We start from the raw sequence: 19,866 nt of genomic DNA, 5'->3' as shown, positions 1-19,866 counted from the left end.
CCCGACGTCGTCATTCCGGGGCGCGCCACTTGGCGCGAGCCCGGAATCCATCGGGCCTCAGTGCAAGCGGTAGAATGGATTCCGGGCCTGCGTGCCTCGCACGCATCCCGGAATGACACCAATTCGGGACAAGCCCGGTGATGATGCCTGAGTGCTTGGAGAGGCCCTACGCTCGGGCGCCCGTGAACGGGAAGCTGCCCATCGGGCCGATGCTCATTTCGCCGTTGATGCTGTCGCCGGAGACGGTGCCGGTGAACTCGAGTGTGAGCGGCATCGGGTTGGTGATCGAGACCTTCCAGGAGACGTTGTCGCCGCTGACGGTGCCGTCGAAGATTTCGGCGGTATTGCCTTCCGCGCCTTGCGTGCCCGTGAGCGTGCCGTCCGCGGCCTTCAGGCTCAGCGTCGCCTGGCGTTCGCCCATCGGGGTCGTCATGGTCAGATTCCAGTTACCGTCTACGGCCATTCCCGTCTCCCAAGATAATCCGGCGAACCGCGACGATCCGCGGCCGGTCCAGCGTCGAGCCTATAACTCAACTTGCCGCGCCTGCCTAACGCTGTGTTAGGCGCGAGCGACGGCGCGCAGGCGGCTTGTGACGATGAGCCGCAGAGCGACGTGCTGCACGGCAAAGGCCAGGATCTTGGCGCCGCCCGCGACAACAAAGATGTAGAACGCCCACAGCTTCAGATCGCCGGTCGACGCGACCGCGATCATGCCGACGCCGATGACGAACATCAGCGCGGCCCAGAGATAGCCCGCAGCGGTCACATATTCCGGAACGGTCTCGGCGACGATCGGCGCCACATAGCGCAGCATCCAGCCCTGCTTGAGCATGATGATGCCGATCGCGAAATGCGCGATCGAGGGCTTTGCCAGCATGAAGCGGGGATCGTTGGTGAATAGCGTGACGGCGCCGAGCACCACGACCAGCGCGAGGCTCGCATAGGTCATAAAATTGAGCTGGCGTCCCCTGATGCGGGCGTAGATCACCTGCGCGATCGCGCCTGCAATCGCCACCGACGTCGCCAGGATGACGTTGTCGGTGACGAGGTAGATGAAGAGGAAGACGATGGCCGAGAGGAAGTCGGAGGCAAGGCGGGCGAATACGTCCTTCATCGTCGATCCTGTTCATCGGGAATTGGGCAGCGCGCCGGTTGGCGCACCGTACTTGATCCTGCGATACTCAGGATACCACTTTGTGAAATAGATCGCGCTGTTGCGGGCGGCGAAGGCAACCGCCAGGCTCGACCAGATCGGCAGGCCCGGGACATAGAGCAGCACGATGTTGGAGGCCATCATCAGCAGCGCGGCCGCGGTCCATGCGCCGGTGATGATGTAGTTGGCGCGCAGGAAGCCGGGCATCGCCGCGGTCTCGGCCGGGACGGCTTCGAGCGCATATTGCAGGGTGAAGGGGCGGCGGAGCAGCATCGAGCCGAGCGAGATGGCAAAGATGCCGACATCGACCGACAGCTTGACGGCGAGCGTCCCCACCGCCGGGTTGAGCACGGCGAGATAAAGGCCGATCCCCGCGAACACGATGGCCGAGCCGGCGGTCAGGATCTTCACCGAGCGGCCGCGGGCGACATCGATTGCGATGGTACCGAGGCAGATCGCGGTCGCCGCAAACATGCTGATGGTGGCGGAAGTCAGCAGCATGAGGAAGGCATAGACGCCGTAGGGGGCGAGGATCAGGAAAATCGCCATGGTCGCCTCGGTCAGGCCCGATCTTTACATTGTCAAGATCAATAGTCGAGCCAGAGGGTAGGATCAAGCGAAATCTTTACAATGTCAAAATGATGTGAATGACCTGCAAAAGGTGGATTGTTGCAATGGCTTGCTCGGAAAGCTCGTCGGCCGCTTCTGCCCACGGCAGGCGCGACAGGATCGTCAGCGCGCAGGCGATCAAAAGGCCGATGGTGAGGAAGATGCCGCCGCCACGGCAGACCAGAAATCGGAACGAGCCCGGCGTCGCGTACATGCCAAGCGGATGCAAGAGCCGCGACAGCAGAAGCGCACCCATCAGCAGGTGAATGCGCAGAGGCGATGCGCCGGACATTTCAAGCAGCGCGACCATCAGCGTGATGACCGGGACGTATTCCATGAAGTTGCCATGGGCGCGGATCGCGCTGCGCAGGCTCGCATTGCCACCGTCGTTGAACGCGGCCTGGCTGCTCCGCCGCAGCCGGATCACCTGGAGCGCGAGCGCGGCGTAGATCAGGGCGAGGATGGCGAGATAGTCGGCGGTGATTGTGGGGGCGTGCATGCGGGGCCTCCCTGGTGACACATCCGCAATGTCATTCCGCGGCACGCGACGCGTAAACGTGGTGCGCCCCGGAATGACGGAGGGAGAGGCGGCTAAGCCGCCTCCACCCAATTGCCGTGAAAGCCGTCGGGGACCCGGTGGCCGAGCTGCACCAGCGCGACCGGGCCGGCCTCGACATCGGTGGCGTTGAACACGGCGAGATCGCTGCGGTTCTCCCGCGCGCGCCAGACCACCGCGAGCAGCCAGCCATCGCCCTCAGTGGCGTCCTTCGATCGCTCGACAAAGACCGGCTCGGAGATGGTGTCGCCGGCCGGCAGCAGATAATGCCCGAGCCGTCTCCCTACGCCGTCGACATGGACGATGCCAGACAACGCGCCGAACATCGGCAGCCTCGGATTGGCGCAGGCGTACCAGCCGTGATGGCTCTTCAGCCCGGCACGGCGATCATCGACGCGCGGGAATTCTCCCGTGAGGTCGTCGAGATAGGTCTGCTGGAAGCGATCGGTGTTGCCGTCGAGATCGAAGGTCCAGCGGCAGTGGCGCGCGAACGATTTTTCGGGATTCGTCGGCCGTCCGTCGGGATGCGGAAACAGCGGCGCCTCCTCGAACTGCATGACGTCGGCGATGACGCGGTTGCCGTCCTCCCACGCATTCATGACGTGAAAGACGTAGCAGGCTTCGGCGCGGAACCAGACGATGTCCTTTGCCGTGCCCTTGCGCTTCATGACACCGACATAGGCGCCTTTGTCCGGCTCCCAGGCATAGGGTGGCCGGCCCGTCGTCGCGCGCTCCATGCTGCCGGTGAGTGGCAGGATCGGAAACAGCACGTGGTTTGCGGTGACGATGAAGTCGTGCACCATGCTGGCATAGGGCGCCTCGAAGCGCTCGAAACACGTCGCCCGGCCTGATGTATCGATCGATCCGTAGGAGAGGGCGGGCGTCAGCGGGCCCGCGGCGTTGTAGCCGAAGAACACCAGCTCGCCGGTCACCGGATCGATCTTCGGATGCGCCGTGAAGGTGCCGGCAACGCGGCCCTGATAGTTGCAGTAGCCGCGGGTTGCGAGGGTGCCCGGCTCGATCTCGGTCGGCAGATGCGCCTCTTCCAGCGCCAGCAGCTTGCCGGCGTGGAAAATGATGTTGGTGTTGGCGACGCCGCCGTCGGTCAGGTGCGCCGGTGCATCCGGCAGTTTGCGGCCGAAGCCGCCAAACAGGGCGCGGCCGGCGTCGTGCTCCGCGAGCCATTTCGGCGTGCGGACCCAGCGGTTACGATAGCTGGCGCGGCCGTTCTCGAGGTGAAAGGCGTGCAGCATGCCGTCGCCCACGAACCAGTGCGCGCCGGGCGATTCGAACTGCGGGTTGGGGCCGTTGCGATAGAGCGTGCCGTTCAAGTCGCGCGGTAATTCGCCGACGATCTTGAGGAAAGGTGCGTCGGCCTCGAACGGGATCGGCGCGAGATTGGTCCGGCGCGCTGCGAAGGCGTCCTGCTGCACGGCGTGGTCCCTCTCTATCTTTACATCGTAAAGATCAGATAATCGCGGAAGCGCCGTCAGTCAAGCGAAATCTTTACACTGTCAATATTGCGTCATATAGCTTGGCCATGGCCAAAACCGGGACCAGGACCAAAACCGAAACAGCTCGCGGCGCCCGCAGGACGTCATCCGCCGGTGGACGATCTCGCCCTGCACCGCGTGCCCCAAGCGCGAAGGCCGAGACGCCCTATCACCACGGCGCGCTGCGCGAGGCCCTGCTCGAGGCTGCCGAACGGGTGTTGGAGCGCGACGGGCTCGGCGGCCTCACGCTACGTGCGGTGGCTCGCGAGGCGGGCGTGTCGCACGCCGCGCCCACGCATCATTTCGGTGACCTGACCGGGCTCGTCAGCGAGCTCGCAGCGATCGGCTTTCGCCAGTTCAACGCGGCGATGGCGTCGGCCTGCAACGCCGCCACCACGCCGCTCGAACGCATGCTCGCGCGGCCCAAAGCCTATGTCGGCTACGCGCAAGCCCATCCCGGCATGTATGGGCTGATGTTCCGCACCGAGCGGCTCGACTATTCCAGGCCCTCACTGCACGAGGCTGCCGAGGCCTCCTTCGCCGGGCTCGCCAATGCCATCGGCGCGATGCGACAGGAGCAGATCAGCGGCAATGCGCTGACGCTGGATCAGGGTGCCGCGATCGCACGGGCCTGGTCGATGGTGCACGGCTTCACCACGCTGCTGCTCGATGGCCGGCTCAAGGACATTTTGGAGCGGCTGCCCAGGGGCACGACGGCCGAAGAGTTGCTGGAAGCGATACTGAAGTCGACGGTGGTTGGGAAGCTGCCGGGCTAGCGCATCGTCGCGAGCTCGATCGCGCGACCGCTCCCGCCGATGATCTTCACCTTGTCCTTGCCGCATCGGAAGTTGCGGGCAAAGTCGTCCGCGGCCTGCCGTGCCAGCGCGCGTTGGCGTCCGGATTGGCAACCGCATCGACATAGGCGACGTGGCAGACCGGTCCCGGCGGCAGCCGCGTCACCGAAGCAGGGCCTTGGTCTTCGGCCGTCCCGGCTTGTCGAGGTCGGTGCCGTCGGCGATGCGCCAGCGCTGGATGATCGCGAAGGGCGTTGCGCCATCGGCGCCATTCAAATGGTGGGCTCGGACGAATTGAATGGATGGAACCAGAGCTTTGCGGCCGGCTCCTCGGCGGCGGCGCGTCGGTTGCGCCCGACCGAGACGACTTCTCGCAAATCGTCCTCGGTGATCAGCACCACGAATCCGGCCTTGCCCGGACAGACACGCGTGGCGCTGCCGTCGAGCGCGCTCGGCTTGCCGACCTGACGGCAGTCTTTGGCGCGGTGGAGGTATAATCACTGCCCGGAGATTGGGCGCCGGTGCGATCGAGACCGGTGCAAACGACCAGCAAGGCCAAGCAACCCAATGTGACCCGCCTCATGACGAGCCTGTGCCTCTTGGAACTCCATCCGTCAGACGTCTTCATTGTGGGGAAGGTTCAAACAGGCCCTGACAGCGGCGCTGAATCGTTCTAGAAGAGCGCCTTCGCTTGGGCTTGTCCACGTCTCCTTCGCGTCGTCGTTATCTCTCGATCATGCCAGTCATCTCGTCGAACAAACCTTATCGCGTCGGCCGCTCCAAGACCGGACTCGGCCTTTTTGCCACCAAACCGATCAAGAAAGGGACCCGGATCATCCGTTATTTCGGACCGATCCTGGACTCGCGCATTCCGGAACAGGACGACATCGAGAACAAATATCTGTTCGAGCTCAACGGCCGCTGGACCATCGATGGCTCGGTGCGCAAGAATCTGGCGCGCTACATCAACCATTCCTGCCGGCCCAACGCTGAATCCGACGTCCGCCCGCGCGAGCGCAAGGTCTATATCCGCGCCATCAAGAACATCGAGCCGGGCGACGAGATTAACTACGACTACGGGACCGACTATTTCAAAGCCTATCTGAAGCCGATCGGCTGCAAGTGCGCCTCATGCGAGAAGAAGCGCAAAAAGCTGCGCGCCGAGGCGCGGACCGAGCGAGCCAAGGTGAAGGCGCGCGCGGAGCGCAAAGCCAAGAAGGCGGGAGCCAAGAATGGCGCCAAGAAGCTCAACGGCCACGCCAACGGCAAGGCGAACGGCCGCGCGCGGGCGTAAGTAACTATCACCTCCGTGTCATGCCCCGCGAAGGCGGGGCATCCAGTATGCCGCGGCTTATCCGTATCCTCTCGCTGTCTCTGGAATGCTGGGTCGCCCGGTCGAGCCGGGCGACGCGGTAGTGAGGCGGTCAGACCTTGCGTCACGCCACTACTTCACTCCCGCTCTTCCGCAAGCCCACATATTGCAGCTCGGCGAACACGCCGGTCGCAATCGCCTGTGCAACCACCATGAGTTCGCCGGCGAGGTTGGGCGACACCGCGCCGGAGAGCAACAGCGTGATGCTCGCGACGGTCCAGGCGGCGTTGCCGATCACGACCAGGAGGACGAGCGCCTTCGGGACGAGCACGCGTGAGGCGAGCCAGCCGACGAGCGCGGCGTAGGCGATCAGGAACAGGCCGGTTTCGCGCAGCAGCACTTCCGGCAGGTTGAACAGCGTTGCGAGCGTGCCGGCGCCGAAGGTGAAGCCGATCGCGGCGACACCGCTGAAGACGGCGTCGGCCAAGAGCGCGCGGCGCAGGAAAGCAGGCGGGCGAGGCGGAACGGGCAAAGGCTCCTGCCGACGCTGTGCTCGAACGCCAGAACCTGCGCTACCACGTAGTCGCCGGTCGAATGCACCAGCGGCTCCGGCATGTTGAGGCCGCGCGCGAGCATCCGGGTTGCGAACGTCAAGGCCCAAGGGAGGAGGTGGTCTGCGAGGGTGCGGTAGAGCAGCAGCGCGATCATGGTCATCTCCTGTTGCGGTGGAAGATGCGCTCGCCCAAGGCCCAATTCGATTACCTTCGGGGTAAGAAAGGGCACCTATTCAAGACAGTTCTAAAATGTTCGACGCTGTTCGCGAGGTTCCAAAAACTTCCTGAAAAACAAGCGCTTCCGCGTACATCGGACCGACGTCGACTGCCGCGCCGCCTGACCGAGGCGTGAAAACGGCACGTGGAGCGCCACCAAGATTTCCGACGTGCCCGGCGGCGGTCTCCATCTCTCTATCACGCCGGGCCCGAACGGATCGGGCAAGGCCGGCTCCAAACTCTGGCGGATGGCCTATCGCTTTCGCGGCAGGCAGAAGACCGCCTCCATCGGGCCTTACGGCAACGACAACGACGGCACCGTCTCGCTCGCCGCGGCCCGCCAGAAACGTGACGCCGCTGACGTCATCTGGCGTGGCCAATTTTGTCGAACGCGCATCAAGCCGTCCTTTGTTGTTTTAAGTCGCTCAAGCTTGACCAACGATGGATTGGAGCAAGAGTTCAAGCGTTTCCGTTGGTTAGAAGGCGGTGTGTGCACGACATGTGCACCGGGAAATCAAGGAAGACCCTTGGAAGGCAAGTGTAGGCGGTCGTTCCCTGAAGTGATGTGACGTCTGCAGCAGCTTGCGCAGCTTGAGAATGCCCCGCGATCGCAAGGCAGAGGCACTCGCGCGAGATTTGCGCGTTCCTTGGTAAGTTGCAGTTGTGGCGTCTTTCGAGGGCCCCGCCAGCGATGGATCAATTGTAATTTGAAAATTCAGTTTTTAATGGCTATTATTTAGTTTTTTGGCGTTGGGGCTTGGGGCATGAGTATTTCAAAAGAGATTTCTATGCGGGTTTTTCTGCGAAGGGCTCGATCGATAGCGAAACAAATTGACGAATTGCGAGAACTTCGAATGCGGGTGTGCGAAGCCGAGGCAAAAGTCATGACTGCGCGCCTGCCAAGATCCCCGCGTCTTCGAAAAAGGCATAACCCCGTAGTCGCTCTCAGCGCTGCTGAATTTTAAAGTCGCTGAGCCGTCGCCCGGACTTTAACTTGGCCACAAGCCACCGTGGCTGCTTTCCGCGACCCGCCCAAGTTTCGACTGGGCGGTCGGGATTCTGATACTTTGGAAGAACGGGTGGATAAGGCCGACGGTCCGAGTTTGTTGCGTTCAACATTCTCAAGCGGTTGTCCAAATGCAATCTTTCGCGTTCGATCTTTTGCTCCAGCACCTTCGCGATCTCAAGGTGCAATGTCCACAACTTACTAGTGCTCAAGTGTTTCAATGCGATCTGTTTCATAAGCTCTCTCCGGCATTAAAGCTCTGCGTCTATTTGACAAAATTCGGATAACCGAGACACTAAATCAATTTCGGGCTTTTTGTGTGCGACATTTTCGCTTGGGCAAACTGCGATTCGCCAGCACTCCTGACGTATTCAAGTTAAGCCTTGGCAGTGCGCGCCGAATGTCGCTTAACCTCAAGAAGTGAGGTTAATCCGAAGATCGGATTGAGGCCGACGGCGTCTGGCGTTATCGATGATCGCGCCGGCAGAGTTGGTCTTACCCCACCCAAACCCCAAAGACCACGATTTCAATTTGTCGGTCCACCGCCAGCCTTCCCCAGGGCTGGCGGCCAGCTCTTCACCAGCAGCCACCGAGCGACGAGCGCGGGACACACATGATGTTGGAAAATCTTTCCGACCATCACATCGTCCGGATGTATGAGAATATCCGCGACCAAGTGCAAGCCGACGCCATAGCCGGCATCCGCCTCGTCGGTGAGCCTGCGCGGCAGCGTGCCGAAGAATTGCGCCGAGAGATTGAGCGTCGTGGTTTGTTCTGCACCCCAATTGATTGGATCTCTATGCGCCAGAGACAGCTCACGGCCGATCTCCCAAAGCCTTAAGGCAATAGAGAGACCGACTCTGGTTTACCTTTAGAAGTGACGCCAATCCGAAGACCGCGTTGCTGTAAGTGGTTCGACCGCTTAAAGGCATGCGCACCAGGACTGGTGGCATACTTCACTGAAAACAAGACGCTCCAAACCTAAACGGCCACGGGACAACGATTGTTGTGTGGCGCGCTTTGATCCTGCAAGAACTAGTGTGAGCGCCTTTCAAGCGCGGCGAGAATCTGCGGCGTGGGGGCCGGAAGCGGCGCTGTATCCGCGCTTGATCCTGGCCTTCAGTTTCGATGCCGGCTGCTCGACGAATTTCCAGGAAAATACGGCAAACGCCAGGGTAAGTGGCAGGCCAACCAGCAGAATAGCCAGCCCGTGCCTGTACTCGGGTGGCAGGAAGTAGACCAGCGTCTGCTGTAACGGGAATCCAAACAAATAAATTCCATAGGAATAGTCTCCATCCCGCAAAAGGCTCGGGAGCCAGATTCTGCGCGTGCCGATGTAGATGACGATATACGTCAACGCCAGCAGGCCGAGGACAATGAGGGACGGATACATGATGGCGGCGCCAGCGACAAGGAAAGCTATCATGGCGCGCCCGCCTGACATGACAAGCCGGTCGTTCCAATGAAAAGCCCAACACCCAACGACGAATGCAACGATCAGTATCTTCCAGTCTGCGACGGCGACGAAATTGTAGAGTTGCCCGCCCTGGAGTATGTACAGAACAGTCAAAGAAATCGTCAGTAGTGCGACCAGTGTGCAAAGATTCCTGCTGAATATCGCCTTCGTAACGATCATGCATGAGATAAAGAGGTAACAGAAGAACTCTGGCTTTAGCGTCCAAAGATTGAGGTTGACGGTGCCAGGCACCGGATTCTGAACAAACAATCCAGGCAGAAGAAACTGAACGTTGCCGACGATGTTCAGGAAGTACCTAGAAAATTGCGGGTCAGAGAAATACTCAGACAAAGTCCTTTCTGTCAGCCACGGGCCGAGAATTAATGCACTGAGTGAAATTTCGACGATGAGCGCGGGCGCGATCCTCAACACGCGGAACAAGAGGAAGATCGAAACGCTTTTCGTGCGGATGGCGCTTCCTGTGACGAGATAGCCGCTGACTATGAAGAACATCGGCAGAACGGGCTTGATAAGGAGTCCGTGAATCGGATTAGTCGCGAATGCCTCCGCAGCATCCGTTCCGTCGCAAATGAACATCGCGTGTATGGTGAAAACCCACACCGAGAGCAAGAGACGGAGCGCGTCGAAGCCGGGGCCCGCCCCTCTGTTGATTTTCGGAATGTCGGCGGCAGTTGAAGCGTGCTGTCGGGTTGCCAATTCATTGGGAGCTCGGAACATCTCGGGCTACATTTGATAAATAAAAGTAGGAAACTAGCTCAGATCATCCAGATGGTGAAATAATACATTGGTGCAACGTGAGCTTTCCTGGGGTCAATATTAAATAATCTCACCCTGTTCATTAAAGGGGCGAGGCTGGGGTGAGCGCGGCCGGATTCTTCCCGGTTTCGCTCAGGCCTTGGTCGGAGCGCTTAATGATGCTGGTCTAATGTATTCGACGGCCCGCGAGTTTTGTTGTTAAATGGGAGCGTAACCGGCTTGCTGGAACCAATTTCGTATAACGTGGACGAATGGTACTTCCGATAAACGGGCAGACGTTTTACTGAGTGGCGCGGCTAGAGTCGCGTCGGCCGAAATCGATGCTCGGTTCCAATATGTGTCGGCTGGCCGTTATAGCGAGAACTGTACGCGTCTTTGAACCGACTGTCCGGACAGGTGACTAACTGGAAGGGCGGATAAACAGCGTAACGAGTAGTATGTCCCAAGTTGCACAGGAATACGGGCGCCGTAAACTCGCATTCACCGTGAAGATTGCTTGGATCGTGCTGTGCTCGATCTCCATGGTTGGATGGATGATCGCCCTCGTATGGGGCGTGGTGCGCCTCACGCAGTGGCTAATGGCCTAAAGGAATGGCTGCATAGGCCGCGGTTCGGGCAGTCCGCTGCGCGATCACCGAGCGGATCGCTGCAGGAGTTTTCTTGTTAGCTTGTAGGGCGCACGTAACCTGTCAAGGCCGGAGAAGACCGCGTCTCGATAGTTCTTCGGACGGGAAGAGCCGAGGAGTTTCATGCCGCCAGCTTTGACCGTATCGCCCGTGACCGATCGACCGGGGGGCGAGGGATGCAGTCCCATCCTCCTTAAGAGCGCGTTGACCTGATAGATGTGAGCCCGCCTGTCCAGCTCTCGCATGCAAAAGTTTATGCTGGCGCTGATCGAAACATTAGGTCCATTCTTTACCCAGTGCGGAGCCAACGGAGGATGGTGTACGGCTATCCCTGGGACTAGGCGGAAATGCTTTCCGCGACCTTGTAAATGTTCCCGGTATTGCGCTCCGTTCAGATCGCCAAGGTAGAATCGCTCGATTTCAGGATCTGGAAGCAGCTCCCGATCGTTCGGGTCGAAAAGCCAGACGTCTTTCTCTCCCGCGATCTGACAGAGGAAGTTCGCTTCATGATCGATATGGTAGGGTGTCACAATATTGGGGGATGAGAGAAAAACCGTCATCTGGGCCCACGTGATGCGCGGGACAATTGGCTGACCAAGGAGTCTCTCGACGTCCAGCAACGCTTGTTGCATGACCCTTTCATAATTCGCGTCGAGAGCATTGATGTTGCTGATCTTGACGTAACTACAAGAATGGGGCAGGGCGCGAATAGCGCTGCAAATTCGATCTTTGTCGACCATTTCCGAGAACTTTGCATCCGTTCTGGTCTGGCCGCCCGATACGACGAAGCGGTCCGTATTACCGAGCTTTGTCCAGGAGGCCGCAGCGTCCTCCATTGCTTCGAGCGAGAAGAGTGGATTCTCCGCAAGACTATGCCTGAGCGAGAAGGCTGCAGCGCCAAAATGCCGCTGAAATTCCAATGTGTTTGCTTGCAAAGTGTGCTCGCGCACACCGGCATCGCGAGAACAGGATTCTGAGGCTACCATTGGCAAGACCTCGACTGAGTTGATCAATATCGACCCGGCGGGCATGAAAAAAACTCCGCCGGTGCTTGCTGCAGTCCAATTAAAATGGCAGTCAGTAAAAATGATTGATTAAATATATTGTATCAGATAGCTTGGCTTGATGAACTAGTTAATTTGTTTCTAGATATTTCTGGAGCGGTGCATGGCGAGCTCCGAACTGCTTACAGAGTTGGTCTGTTTCGTTGGGCTCGTGCGCTGTCCGGCAGGAGAGCGTGGACTGAAGTTTCTGAGATTTCCCAAAGTCCAATCGAACTGGACCGACAAGCATCTGCTTGCCTGCGTTAACGATGAGGCGTCAGTGAGGGAGAGTATGAAATTCCGCAACATGTCGATATTATTCGTCGAGCTTAATAGCGTGCGCGCCTCTCCTGTATAAATTTCAACAAGCCAATATGCCTAAACTTCCAGGTGCGATGTGCGCCTTGGAGATACTGAAACGCGATTTGAGCAGCTGAAGTTTCATGTCTGGAGACCTGGGGCGTCTATATCTTGAGTTGAAGCGCTTGCGAAAGGTGGTCGCCGATCTCGAACTCCGGCTTTCCTTGCGACGCCGTCACGATTCTGAGGGTGAGAGCGAGGGCCAGCCCCGGGAATCGGATGCGTCGACCGAGGACCGAAAAGAGTAGGGCGTTGGCTAAAGCGCGCAATTTCGATCGAGCCGCATCATCCGATTGCAACTAACCGGCCGGATTGTTCGGCCCTGGCTTGGCGCTGTGACCGACCGGGCAATGCGAAGTTCAAAGCCGCATTTCCGGGAGCGGCGCAAGCCGGCTGCCCAGTTTGCCTGAGCGAGCGACCCGGCAACCAGGAACATCGCGAACGACGGGCTGGTCAAAATAAGGCGTCCGCGAAGGCGATCCGAGCGTTACGCGTGTCGCCAGACAGTTGCATCGTTTCATAAGCGATCTAACCGGCGCCAGGCGCGGATCAGCGATCACCGACGGCTGCGCCGCCGCGGAGGAGCGCGTCAAGCCTCGATCGGTGGACCGGCGCAACGGTCAATCTGCCTGGCATTCCCTTTGCTGTATCGCGATCAAATAGAAGCCCCAATAGAGGAGCGTTTCAGGTTGAGACGAACAATGGAAGAAATGTGCCATGCTGGCACGAGCAGTGATCTCCAGTTGCAAGCGTTGATTGCGGATCTATGGTGGCGCGTTCAACTTATGAACTCCGACATACTCGAGGAGGAGGCCAGGGCGGGCGTGTTCGACGTGCGGCAGCCGACGTATCCAACCCTTGCGCTAAACTTGCGCGCGCGTCGCGACAAGCTTGTCTCGACCATCAACACATTAGAGGAACGCGCGAGATGGACCCCGCGCGCAGTGTGATGGTTCGCTTGTCGAGACAAGCGTCGAGGAGACGTCTACGTGATTAACCGCTCCCGCGTTTCGGAAAGCTGCCCCCGAGTCAAAGCGGTGTCCCAATACAGGCGTGCGTCTGGTAATTGATCGCGTTGGCGGCGCCTGGTAACCCGATCGGGTTTCAGGACGTTGAATGAGATCGCAAAGTGGCGTTGCGATCTGGCCGACTTCTGACCCTGCCGTTTCGGCCGGAGCAGTCCTGAAGTTATGAACAAAACCCTCGGCCCCCGGGCAGAAGCGGCCGGGCTTTGGCATAGGGGCAATTCGAGCACTCGGCCCGAATGGTAGTGGCCGGCCGGCGACGCCTTAACCTTGCGATCGGCTCCGAGTTTCCATTTAATGGGAAACGTTGCATAATTTTATCTATTTATACTTGCGCCGTTTTTTTTCAACGAGGCGTCCCGTGTCAAACAGTGTTGAAGATCTGGAGATGCTGCGCCTGATCAAGGCCTTTCAGAAAGTCAGAGACAAAGACGCGCGTCGCATGATCCTCCGCTACCTCGAGGATCAGGTACGGAAGGAGGAAACCAAGAACGAGCCCAAGATCTCGTCATAGGTGGTGCTCACAAATCTGCTGCAACGCGGGCCCCATGTCCGCGCAGTGCAGGATGCCCGGACTTCAAAGCACAAGAGGCGATTGATCGAGCGCGAGAAGCAGCCAAACCGATTACATGGCTTGAACCGGACTGACGAGATCGTGGCTATTGTTGCTGAAGTCCATGGCTCTGTATGAGAGACGTGAGGGCTCACGCACTTTCTTGCCTGCTCCGTTCTCATCCCGTGCATGCTTTGGCAGTGAGCAACTGCAGAAGCGATGCCCGCTTGATTTATCGTGCATGCGGCGTAGTCTTCTCCTATTGCGCATTTAGTTTGAGTAGTTTGGTGATTGCTGTGACGAACGATACCGCCGTGTATGACGCCGTGCGTCTGAACGTGGACACTGGACAGCGAGAGTGGATCGACCGCATGGGAAGGCGCGATGCGATCGCCAGAGACGGCCTTGAGATCGATCTCGCATCGCTCGCTTACTGCCCGCACGAGTGGATTGGCTCGGATGGCTACGTCGACGTCAATCTAGCGAAACAGCATCCGTACCACCTAGCCCTATGATAGCCGTGCCGCGCCCAGGAGTGCGCGAGCCTGTTCAATCTGTGCAGCTGTTTTGGGCCGATTTCACTAGGACGTTTTTCATGCACGAGATTGGCGTTGCCCTTCTTGTCGGAGGAATGGCTCTTGTCTGCGCTGGCGCAATCTTCTTAATTCCGGAGCCTCCGGGGGCACGAGCCGAGAACTCCCTCGATAGAAGTCAGGCAGAAATCGAGCTCCATTTGCGCGAGATAGAAAAGCTGTGGCGCGACAACAAGTAGGTACGGAATTCGCCCACTTCTTCGCGAGGGCTCAACGAGGTGCGCGTAGGCGCCGGCGGTCAACGCATTATGGTCTTGGATCGAAGATTCGTTTGAGCGCTAAAGGGCTTCGCGGTATCGATTGGCGTTCGGCAGAGCGCGCTCGCGAAGCCCACGTAGCGAAGTTTATTGCGTAAATCGGAGCGGGAAGCTCGCAAGAGGTTACGAGGATGCCGTGTCCGTCAGACAAGATCGCGGTTTTTATTGACGGGCCCAATCTTTACGCCACTGCGAAGACGCTGAACTTTGATATCGATTACATGTGCCTGCTGAAGGAATTTCAGAATCGAGGAAAGCTTCTGCGCGCCTTTTATTATACCGCCCTCATTGAGGATCACGAATACTCGTCGATGCGTCCCCTGATCGATTGGCTCGAATATAACGGTTATACGGTCGTCACCAAAACAACGAAAGAGTTCATCGACGCCACAGGCCGCCGCAAGGTTAAGGGCAACATGGGCGTAGAGCTTGCGGTAGGTGCCATGGAGATCGCCGAGCACATCGATCAGATGGTGCTGTTCTCCGGTGATGGTGACTTCCGGTCCCTCGTCGAAGCCGTGCAGCGTCGCGGCGTGCGGGTCACTGTTGTTTCGACAGTTGCAAGCGAGCCATCGATGATCGCCGATGAATTGCGCCGGCAGGCTGACGTCTTTACCGACCTCGTCGAACTGCGATCCAAGCTCAGTCGCGATCCGTCTGAACGCATGGTTGCGCGGGGGCTGCTGCGACGACCGTCGCCTACCGGTTCGAAGGAATGATTTGGCCATGGTCCTTGGACGAAGCGCAAGTTCTGTTCATACTTCTTCGCGAAGGAGCTTCAGCTGGCGAAATAGGCCAACCGCCAGGTCGAAGTCGGCAAGCAATCTACGGGCGCGTGCAGCGTTTTCATAAGCAACGCGGCCGAACCAGTCGCAAGTCTGGCGCGACCTTCACGCCGTGGCCGGATGAGTGAATTCCCACGAGACCGATAGTTCATTGCTATTCGTCCCGCAGTTGTGATCCGGCGAGCACGGTCCCGTCCCGGTATCGGAACTCTGGTGGCTGGCACGCCGGGCTGGCGGCCGACGCTGTTTGCGTCCTCATTTCACTCTCGGCCTGTCCATAGCTATTACGGCGGCCGTAGACCGGGAAATTCAGCCTCCTGTCCCGATCGGCCTCAAGAGCGAGCCAGTTGGTGGGCAGGGGTCAAGATCCAATGAAGCAGATTTTCCCGGAATTCCGAGCCCACGCGTACGAGGTCGTCGAAATCTGAATCGAGAATATCCGCACCATCCCCGGTCAGTGTGCCGCCGGATTGGCGTCGGCGGGATGCCAAAGGGGTAGAGTGCAGAGGGAACGCGGCAGAGGTACGCAAATGTGCCGCCGTCCGCCACCCAATTTTGGGCCGTCCGTACAGGCTCCCTTTCACGGAGGGCACCCAATATGGAGCATCGCCAAGCCGCTTACCGAGCCCGCTGGTGAGCTTCTCCGAGCGGGTGGGGCCCGTGCCTGTCGAGGCCGGCAACTTACGTAGAGCCCTGCCTCGCGCCGCGGAGGAGGTCTCCGATCGGGTGGCAGGCACCTTTCCGCCGCGGTGAGACCATTAAGATCTGAACCCAGCCCTATGGCATCGAATTAGAATAGCGCCAATCGGCATTCCTTTCCTTAAACACACAATAGAGGAGGCGCTCCTGGATAGCTTTAATAGCCGGTAATAATTTACCTCATCGGCGATAGCGTAACATTTAATTTTGGCATCAGATTTATTGTCGGGTTTAAACAGGTAAGATTTGTGCAGGCATTTCGGGGCATGCTTTCGCTCTTTAACGGCAACGGTGCCGGACGGGAGCATTGCAATGACGTCGGCTATTGATCAGGAGCTGTCTGAGTTAAGAGGCGAAATAGCACAGCGCCAGCGACATATAGAGGATCGGCTGGCCTTGATAGAAGTGCTTGAGCATGATGGCCACGACGTGTTCGAGCAGCAAACCGCTCTGAAGGAATCCCGCTCCAGGCTCGCGACACAGATTGCTCGACAATTCGAACTGTTACGGAAGCAGTCGCGCACGGCAGGTTGACAGGATCGGGCTTCATACAGGCGACAAGAATTGTGAAGACCGAAAAGCGACGGGCTCCCTATCGCCTGCACGAGTTGGCTTGGGTCAGATCGGCGCTCGTTTTCTGGGTGGCATGCGGAAGAAGTGACAAATGCACGAGCGCCGAAGACAGCAGCGAACCGATGTCGATGAGATCGGCTACATTTCAGGGGATGGATCCAGCCTACGTTGTCGCGTGCTCAACATCTCTGTCTTTGGAGCTGCGATCGAGTTGCCAGAGAAGCGCTATATGAAGTCCCATTTCAAATTGATGCTGGAGAAGGATCGGATCGTCAGAACGTGCCGTCTGATCTGGTCCACCGACAACCGCATCGGCGTTGAATTTTTGGAGTAGGTGTCGCGCGATCGAACCTTCTTCTTTCCGTCATCCAGCATTCGCCTCCGCAAACCCCGCACTGCTGGAGAGCAGGAAGCCTTCGCTTCGTGGACTCTGGTCAGAGTGAGCGAGTGGTCCTGGGGTGAATGGTGGGTCCATTGGGAGCCGGTCACACGGTCAAATCGTATTGCGACCGCATCCGTTGAGCGATTTCCTCAAACTCCCGGGGAGATTGGACGAATATGAAACTGAAGTGAAGGACACCGACGCAACGTCCGGCAACCTGGTCGGTTGCCGATCCAGCCGCGCCGATTTGAAAAGAGCATCAGGATCAACATTGGTGCCGGTTGAAGAGACTTGAACTCCCGACCTCCGCCATACGATGGCGGCGCTCTAACCCTGAGCTAAACCGGCGATTAATGAAAAGAGATTAGCGTCACCTAATGGGTTGCGGCTACCGGTACGCGGAAAGACGGTTAATCCAAACACATAACCAATTTAACGTGTTCCAGCTGGAGGTCAATCGAGGATCGTCATATTGTGCGCCGTCATCTTTGAGGATGTCCGGTGCGCTAATTGCCACTTCTCTTATTGCCACGCGCGAACTGCACTTCATTGAAGAAGTCGGTCTTCTTGCCGGTAAGGTTCACTCTAGGCGAAAAAATTAAGTCGTGAACGCGCTTGACACTACGCCTGTTGCGAATGCCTTTGGATGTCGAACTGCGCGCGCCCCCGGGCCACCATTTGGGAAAGTGCTATCAGTGGAAAACAGATGGGACAACAAGGCCGCCAAGGCCTTACCAAAACGACAGAATGGAGCGAGACGAAATAGAGGATTTGAACCCAGCTATCTAATCGTTGGTATCTTGGTCTCGATCGTAATCGTCGCGCTTTACTTTCATTGAAGTCGTGCCCTCAAACTAACGCCGGCTCAACAATGGGTATCTAGGCGGCGCACTTCATCTGCCCTTGGCAGAGCACCGGCACCGGGGCGGTCGAAAGTGCCGGTTCGCAGGATACCGCGCAGGCGGCGTGCCGGGAGGATTGGTAGGCACTCCGGGCCGCCATCACGCTCCATGAACGAAGCAGCAGGCGCCTCCTATCTCACATGCATCTTCTCGCATATCGCATAAAGCAGCATGAAGATCGGGAGGAAGACGAAAAGCCAAACCCGTTGGCTTTCGGTCCGGCTCGCGGACTCGCGATTTGGATCAGCATCGCTTGCGAATGGCGTGTGCAGCTCGGGCAGGGGCGGGCGCGCCTCGCTTGGCGGCGCCGCTTAAAAGTCGTCTGACAGCTGCTTCGTTGGAAGGCCGGGTCACTTGCTGGCCTTTTTACTATGAACTTCAAAGTATGAGCATCAAAGGGAATTTGAGCGCTAACCCCAAATCACGCCGGTGGTCCATTCGTGCGCGCGGTACGCTACGGTGTGATCGATCAGGTCGGTGGCAGGTTTTGACGGCCGCTAGAGCTTGAGCTCTCCGGTAAGGATCCGCCCGCGTGCGACGTTGTGATCCGTCATTTGCGCCATAACGTCGCAGCGACCTGTGCGGTCGATGGTTTAGGATTTAAATCTAAATTATTTCCAGCTCGAAGGTGTTGTTCATTTGAAAGTCATGCGATCGGCTGTATTTGCGGCCTGCATCCTTCCGATTCTGATAGCATTTGGGTCGTTTTTTGCGGATTTGACGAGTCTCTTTGCATTCCTCGAGATCGATGCCGCAAACCCGCCATTTCTTGCAATCGCCGACGCCGCTTCGCGCTGCCAATCGCTTGCCTCGGTTGGACTACCCGCATTGCAGCTGAAGTGCACCGCCCAGCTGGAGCGTCGCCAAGCACTGCGCGTTCTGCACTACATGGGCACAAATTTTGGCATGACGGGCGTCGAGACGTTCATTTTGCAACTCACCGCCGCTCAGAAGCGCCACGGGCTTATTCCAGCCGTTGTGATGGAGCTCAGCAATCGGCAGGATGTTCGGAAAATTGCCGGCGAGCGCGGCATATCGGTGCATGATCTTCCTAACCGAAAAGCCTTGGCAAGCCATCTACCGCGGAAGCTCGGAACTGCGGTACTGCGCGCACAACGAATCCGATTACTCTACGAGCTGCTTAAGGAGAATGACATACTGCATATCCAGGCCGTTGGACTTTCCTGCTTCGACGGCTTTATCGCAGCGGCACTAGCAGGTATTCCCGTTATCGTCACTCATCACGGCACGTTGAGTTGGTTCGCGCCGCAGCGCGATCTGCTTGCCGAGGTCACTTTCTGGATAGAGAAGAAAATCGCGTCGACAATTGTAATGCCTTACGAAGCTGCCCTTGCTGAGCTGATCTCCGAGGGTGTGTCCGCCGATCAGTCCAGGGTCATTCCGTTCTGCGTCGACGAACAGCTATTCGGCGACGCTTCGATGCCTCCGGCCGCGAGCGAGTTCACACTCGTGCTAGTCGCCCGTATGGTCGTGGGCAAAGGGCATGTCGAACTCTTGGGGGCACTGTCCGAGCTTTCGCCGCGTTATCCCAAACTCCGTGCCGTGTTCATCGGTGATGGACCGACACGCGGACAGATCGAAGAGGAGATCGACCGCCGGGGTCTGCGGCAGATCGTTGAATGTAAAGGCAAGGTCGATCACCGTGAGGTGCCGGCGCTGATACGCAGTGCTCAAGTGATAGTGCTGCCGACCTACGAGCCCGGGGAAATGTATCCCCTTTGTCTCCTCGAAGGTATGGCGCTTGGCTTACCTGCGATTGGCACGCGATGGTCCGGTATCCCGGACATCATCGAGGACGGAGTGACGGGCATCATAATAGAACCGAAAGATGAGGCGAGCCTGGTGCGAGCAATCGAACGCTTCGTTGCGGACCCTGGCTTTCTTGCCAAAGCCCGTGAATGCGCCTTGGCTCGAATACGCTCACGTTTTACGGCCACCGTCGTGGCCGACTGCTATACGGATTTATATCGCGACGCGATGTCGGATAGCACGAACCACCCAACGTCGCATCAGATAAGAATTCGGCCGCCGCGAAAGCTTGCCTAAAAGAAACGTCCTTCGCCGGCTCCAGCTCTTGCTTGAGGCAGAGGAGCCGCCTTGGAACGCAAGGAACGCGCTCAA

21 protein-coding genes, 1 tRNA gene and 2 pseudogenes are annotated in these 19,866 nt (G+C 58.5%); 12 read left to right on the top strand and 12 right to left on the bottom strand.

Features of this window, described 5'->3' with window-relative positions; translation table 11 throughout:
- Positions 1-166: 166 nt before the first annotated feature.
- The 5 genes from AYJ54_RS07225 to AYJ54_RS07205 form a co-directional block, all read right to left on the bottom strand.
- A complete protein-coding gene (locus AYJ54_RS07225; RefSeq protein WP_063697850.1) occupies positions 167-463 on the bottom strand; it encodes a hypothetical protein in 297 nt (98 codons plus the stop codon).
- 96 nt (positions 464-559) lie between these two features.
- Positions 560-1,114, bottom strand: a complete 555-nt coding sequence (locus AYJ54_RS07220; RefSeq protein ID WP_063697848.1) for an inner membrane-spanning protein YciB — start codon at positions 1,112-1,114, stop codon at positions 560-562.
- A 12-nt stretch (positions 1,115-1,126) separates the two neighbouring features.
- A complete protein-coding gene (locus AYJ54_RS07215) occupies positions 1,127-1,702 on the bottom strand; it encodes a hypothetical protein (RefSeq protein ID WP_063697845.1) in 576 nt (191 codons plus the stop codon).
- A 76-nt stretch (positions 1,703-1,778) separates the two neighbouring features.
- Positions 1,779-2,261, bottom strand: a complete 483-nt coding sequence (locus tag AYJ54_RS07210) for an MAPEG family protein (RefSeq protein WP_063697843.1) — start codon at positions 2,259-2,261, stop codon at positions 1,779-1,781.
- Positions 2,262-2,353: 92 nt separating this feature from the next.
- A complete protein-coding gene (locus AYJ54_RS07205; protein ID WP_063697840.1) occupies positions 2,354-3,751 on the bottom strand; it encodes a carotenoid oxygenase family protein in 1,398 nt (465 codons plus the stop codon).
- A gap of 107 nt (positions 3,752-3,858) precedes the next feature.
- Between AYJ54_RS07205 and AYJ54_RS07200 the strand changes: the two genes are divergently transcribed.
- Positions 3,859-4,587, top strand: coding sequence for a TetR/AcrR family transcriptional regulator (locus AYJ54_RS07200; RefSeq protein WP_063697837.1), 729 nt, complete (start codon positions 3,859-3,861; stop codon positions 4,585-4,587).
- Here AYJ54_RS07200 and AYJ54_RS07195 read toward each other — a convergent pair.
- Positions 4,584-5,188: pseudogene (locus AYJ54_RS07195) on the bottom strand (hypothetical protein). The gene AYJ54_RS07200 and the pseudogene AYJ54_RS07195 sit on opposite strands and share 4 nt — an antisense overlap.
- 153 nt (positions 5,189-5,341) lie before the next feature.
- On the opposite strand from AYJ54_RS07195, the gene AYJ54_RS07190 reads away from it, so the two are divergent.
- The gene (locus tag AYJ54_RS07190; RefSeq protein ID WP_063697834.1) at positions 5,342-5,899 is read left to right on the top strand and encodes an SET domain-containing protein; all 558 of its coding nucleotides are present in this window, start codon (positions 5,342-5,344) and stop codon (positions 5,897-5,899) included.
- A 142-nt stretch (positions 5,900-6,041) separates the two neighbouring features.
- Here AYJ54_RS07190 and AYJ54_RS07185 read toward each other — a convergent pair whose 3' ends face one another.
- Positions 6,042-6,449: a hypothetical protein gene (locus AYJ54_RS07185; RefSeq protein WP_063697831.1), complete on the bottom strand. Its 408-nt coding sequence runs from the start codon at positions 6,447-6,449 to the stop codon at positions 6,042-6,044.
- Positions 6,401-6,625, bottom strand: a pseudogene (locus tag AYJ54_RS52095) (hypothetical protein); the annotation flags it as partial. The pseudogene AYJ54_RS52095 and the gene AYJ54_RS07185, both read right to left, overlap by 49 nt.
- A 232-nt stretch (positions 6,626-6,857) precedes the next feature.
- On the opposite strand from AYJ54_RS52095, the gene AYJ54_RS53910 reads away from it, so the two are divergent.
- Positions 6,858-7,256: an Arm DNA-binding domain-containing protein gene (locus tag AYJ54_RS53910; RefSeq protein ID WP_430641407.1), complete on the top strand. Its 399-nt coding sequence runs from the start codon at positions 6,858-6,860 to the stop codon at positions 7,254-7,256.
- Positions 7,257-7,632: 376 nt separating this feature from the next.
- Here AYJ54_RS53910 and AYJ54_RS07180 read toward each other — a convergent pair whose 3' ends face one another.
- Positions 7,633-7,929, bottom strand: a complete 297-nt coding sequence (locus AYJ54_RS07180) for an H-NS histone family protein (RefSeq protein ID WP_063697828.1) — start codon at positions 7,927-7,929, stop codon at positions 7,633-7,635.
- Between the two features lie 380 nt (positions 7,930-8,309).
- On the opposite strand from AYJ54_RS07180, the gene AYJ54_RS07175 reads away from it, so the two are divergent.
- Complete coding sequence (locus tag AYJ54_RS07175; RefSeq protein WP_082905533.1) at positions 8,310-8,534, top strand: hypothetical protein; 225 nt, start codon at positions 8,310-8,312, stop codon at positions 8,532-8,534.
- A gap of 210 nt (positions 8,535-8,744) precedes the next feature.
- Here AYJ54_RS07175 and AYJ54_RS07170 read toward each other — a convergent pair whose 3' ends face one another.
- A complete protein-coding gene (locus AYJ54_RS07170; RefSeq protein ID WP_063697822.1) occupies positions 8,745-9,887 on the bottom strand; it encodes an acyltransferase family protein in 1,143 nt (380 codons plus the stop codon).
- Between the two features lie 670 nt (positions 9,888-10,557).
- Complete coding sequence (locus AYJ54_RS07165; protein WP_063697820.1) at positions 10,558-11,583, bottom strand: cupin-like domain-containing protein; 1,026 nt, start codon at positions 11,581-11,583, stop codon at positions 10,558-10,560.
- A gap of 1,073 nt (positions 11,584-12,656) precedes the next feature.
- On the opposite strand from AYJ54_RS07165, the gene AYJ54_RS52085 reads away from it, so the two are divergent.
- From AYJ54_RS52085 to AYJ54_RS07135, 7 genes are all read left to right on the top strand, one after another.
- Complete coding sequence (locus tag AYJ54_RS52085) at positions 12,657-12,905, top strand: hypothetical protein (protein ID WP_063697814.1); 249 nt, start codon at positions 12,657-12,659, stop codon at positions 12,903-12,905.
- A gap of 436 nt (positions 12,906-13,341) precedes the next feature.
- Positions 13,342-13,494, top strand: a complete 153-nt coding sequence (locus tag AYJ54_RS51195) for a hypothetical protein (RefSeq protein WP_201724145.1) — start codon at positions 13,342-13,344, stop codon at positions 13,492-13,494.
- A gap of 335 nt (positions 13,495-13,829) precedes the next feature.
- The gene (locus AYJ54_RS07150; protein WP_063697983.1) at positions 13,830-14,048 is read left to right on the top strand and encodes a hypothetical protein; all 219 of its coding nucleotides are present in this window, start codon (positions 13,830-13,832) and stop codon (positions 14,046-14,048) included.
- Positions 14,049-14,128: 80 nt separating this feature from the next.
- Positions 14,129-14,305: a hypothetical protein gene (locus tag AYJ54_RS50565; RefSeq protein ID WP_161491818.1), complete on the top strand. Its 177-nt coding sequence runs from the start codon at positions 14,129-14,131 to the stop codon at positions 14,303-14,305.
- 209 nt (positions 14,306-14,514) lie between these two features.
- Positions 14,515-15,102: a LabA-like NYN domain-containing protein gene (locus AYJ54_RS07140; RefSeq protein ID WP_063697809.1), complete on the top strand. Its 588-nt coding sequence runs from the start codon at positions 14,515-14,517 to the stop codon at positions 15,100-15,102.
- A 1,077-nt stretch (positions 15,103-16,179) separates the two neighbouring features.
- Positions 16,180-16,401 (top strand): hypothetical protein, encoded by a 222-nt coding sequence (locus tag AYJ54_RS46870; RefSeq protein ID WP_082905528.1) that lies wholly within the window; start codon positions 16,180-16,182, stop codon positions 16,399-16,401.
- 130 nt (positions 16,402-16,531) lie between these two features.
- Positions 16,532-16,774 (top strand): PilZ domain-containing protein, encoded by a 243-nt coding sequence (locus tag AYJ54_RS07135; RefSeq protein WP_063697807.1) that lies wholly within the window; start codon positions 16,532-16,534, stop codon positions 16,772-16,774.
- Positions 16,775-17,094: 320 nt separating this feature from the next.
- Here the strand turns inward: AYJ54_RS07135 and AYJ54_RS07130 are convergent.
- Positions 17,095-17,170 (bottom strand) — tRNA-Thr (locus tag AYJ54_RS07130).
- Between the two features lie 1,202 nt (positions 17,171-18,372).
- Between AYJ54_RS07130 and AYJ54_RS07125 the strand changes: the two genes are divergently transcribed.
- Positions 18,373-19,791, top strand: a complete 1,419-nt coding sequence (locus AYJ54_RS07125) for a glycosyltransferase family 4 protein (RefSeq protein WP_063697805.1) — start codon at positions 18,373-18,375, stop codon at positions 19,789-19,791.
- Positions 19,792-19,866: the final 75 nt, after the last annotated feature.

The sequence above is a fragment of the Bradyrhizobium centrolobii genome (assembly GCF_001641635.1).
GTDB classification, from domain to species: Bacteria; Pseudomonadota; Alphaproteobacteria; order Rhizobiales; family Xanthobacteraceae; genus Bradyrhizobium; species Bradyrhizobium centrolobii.
This window is presented reverse-complemented; position numbering and strand designations above follow the sequence as displayed.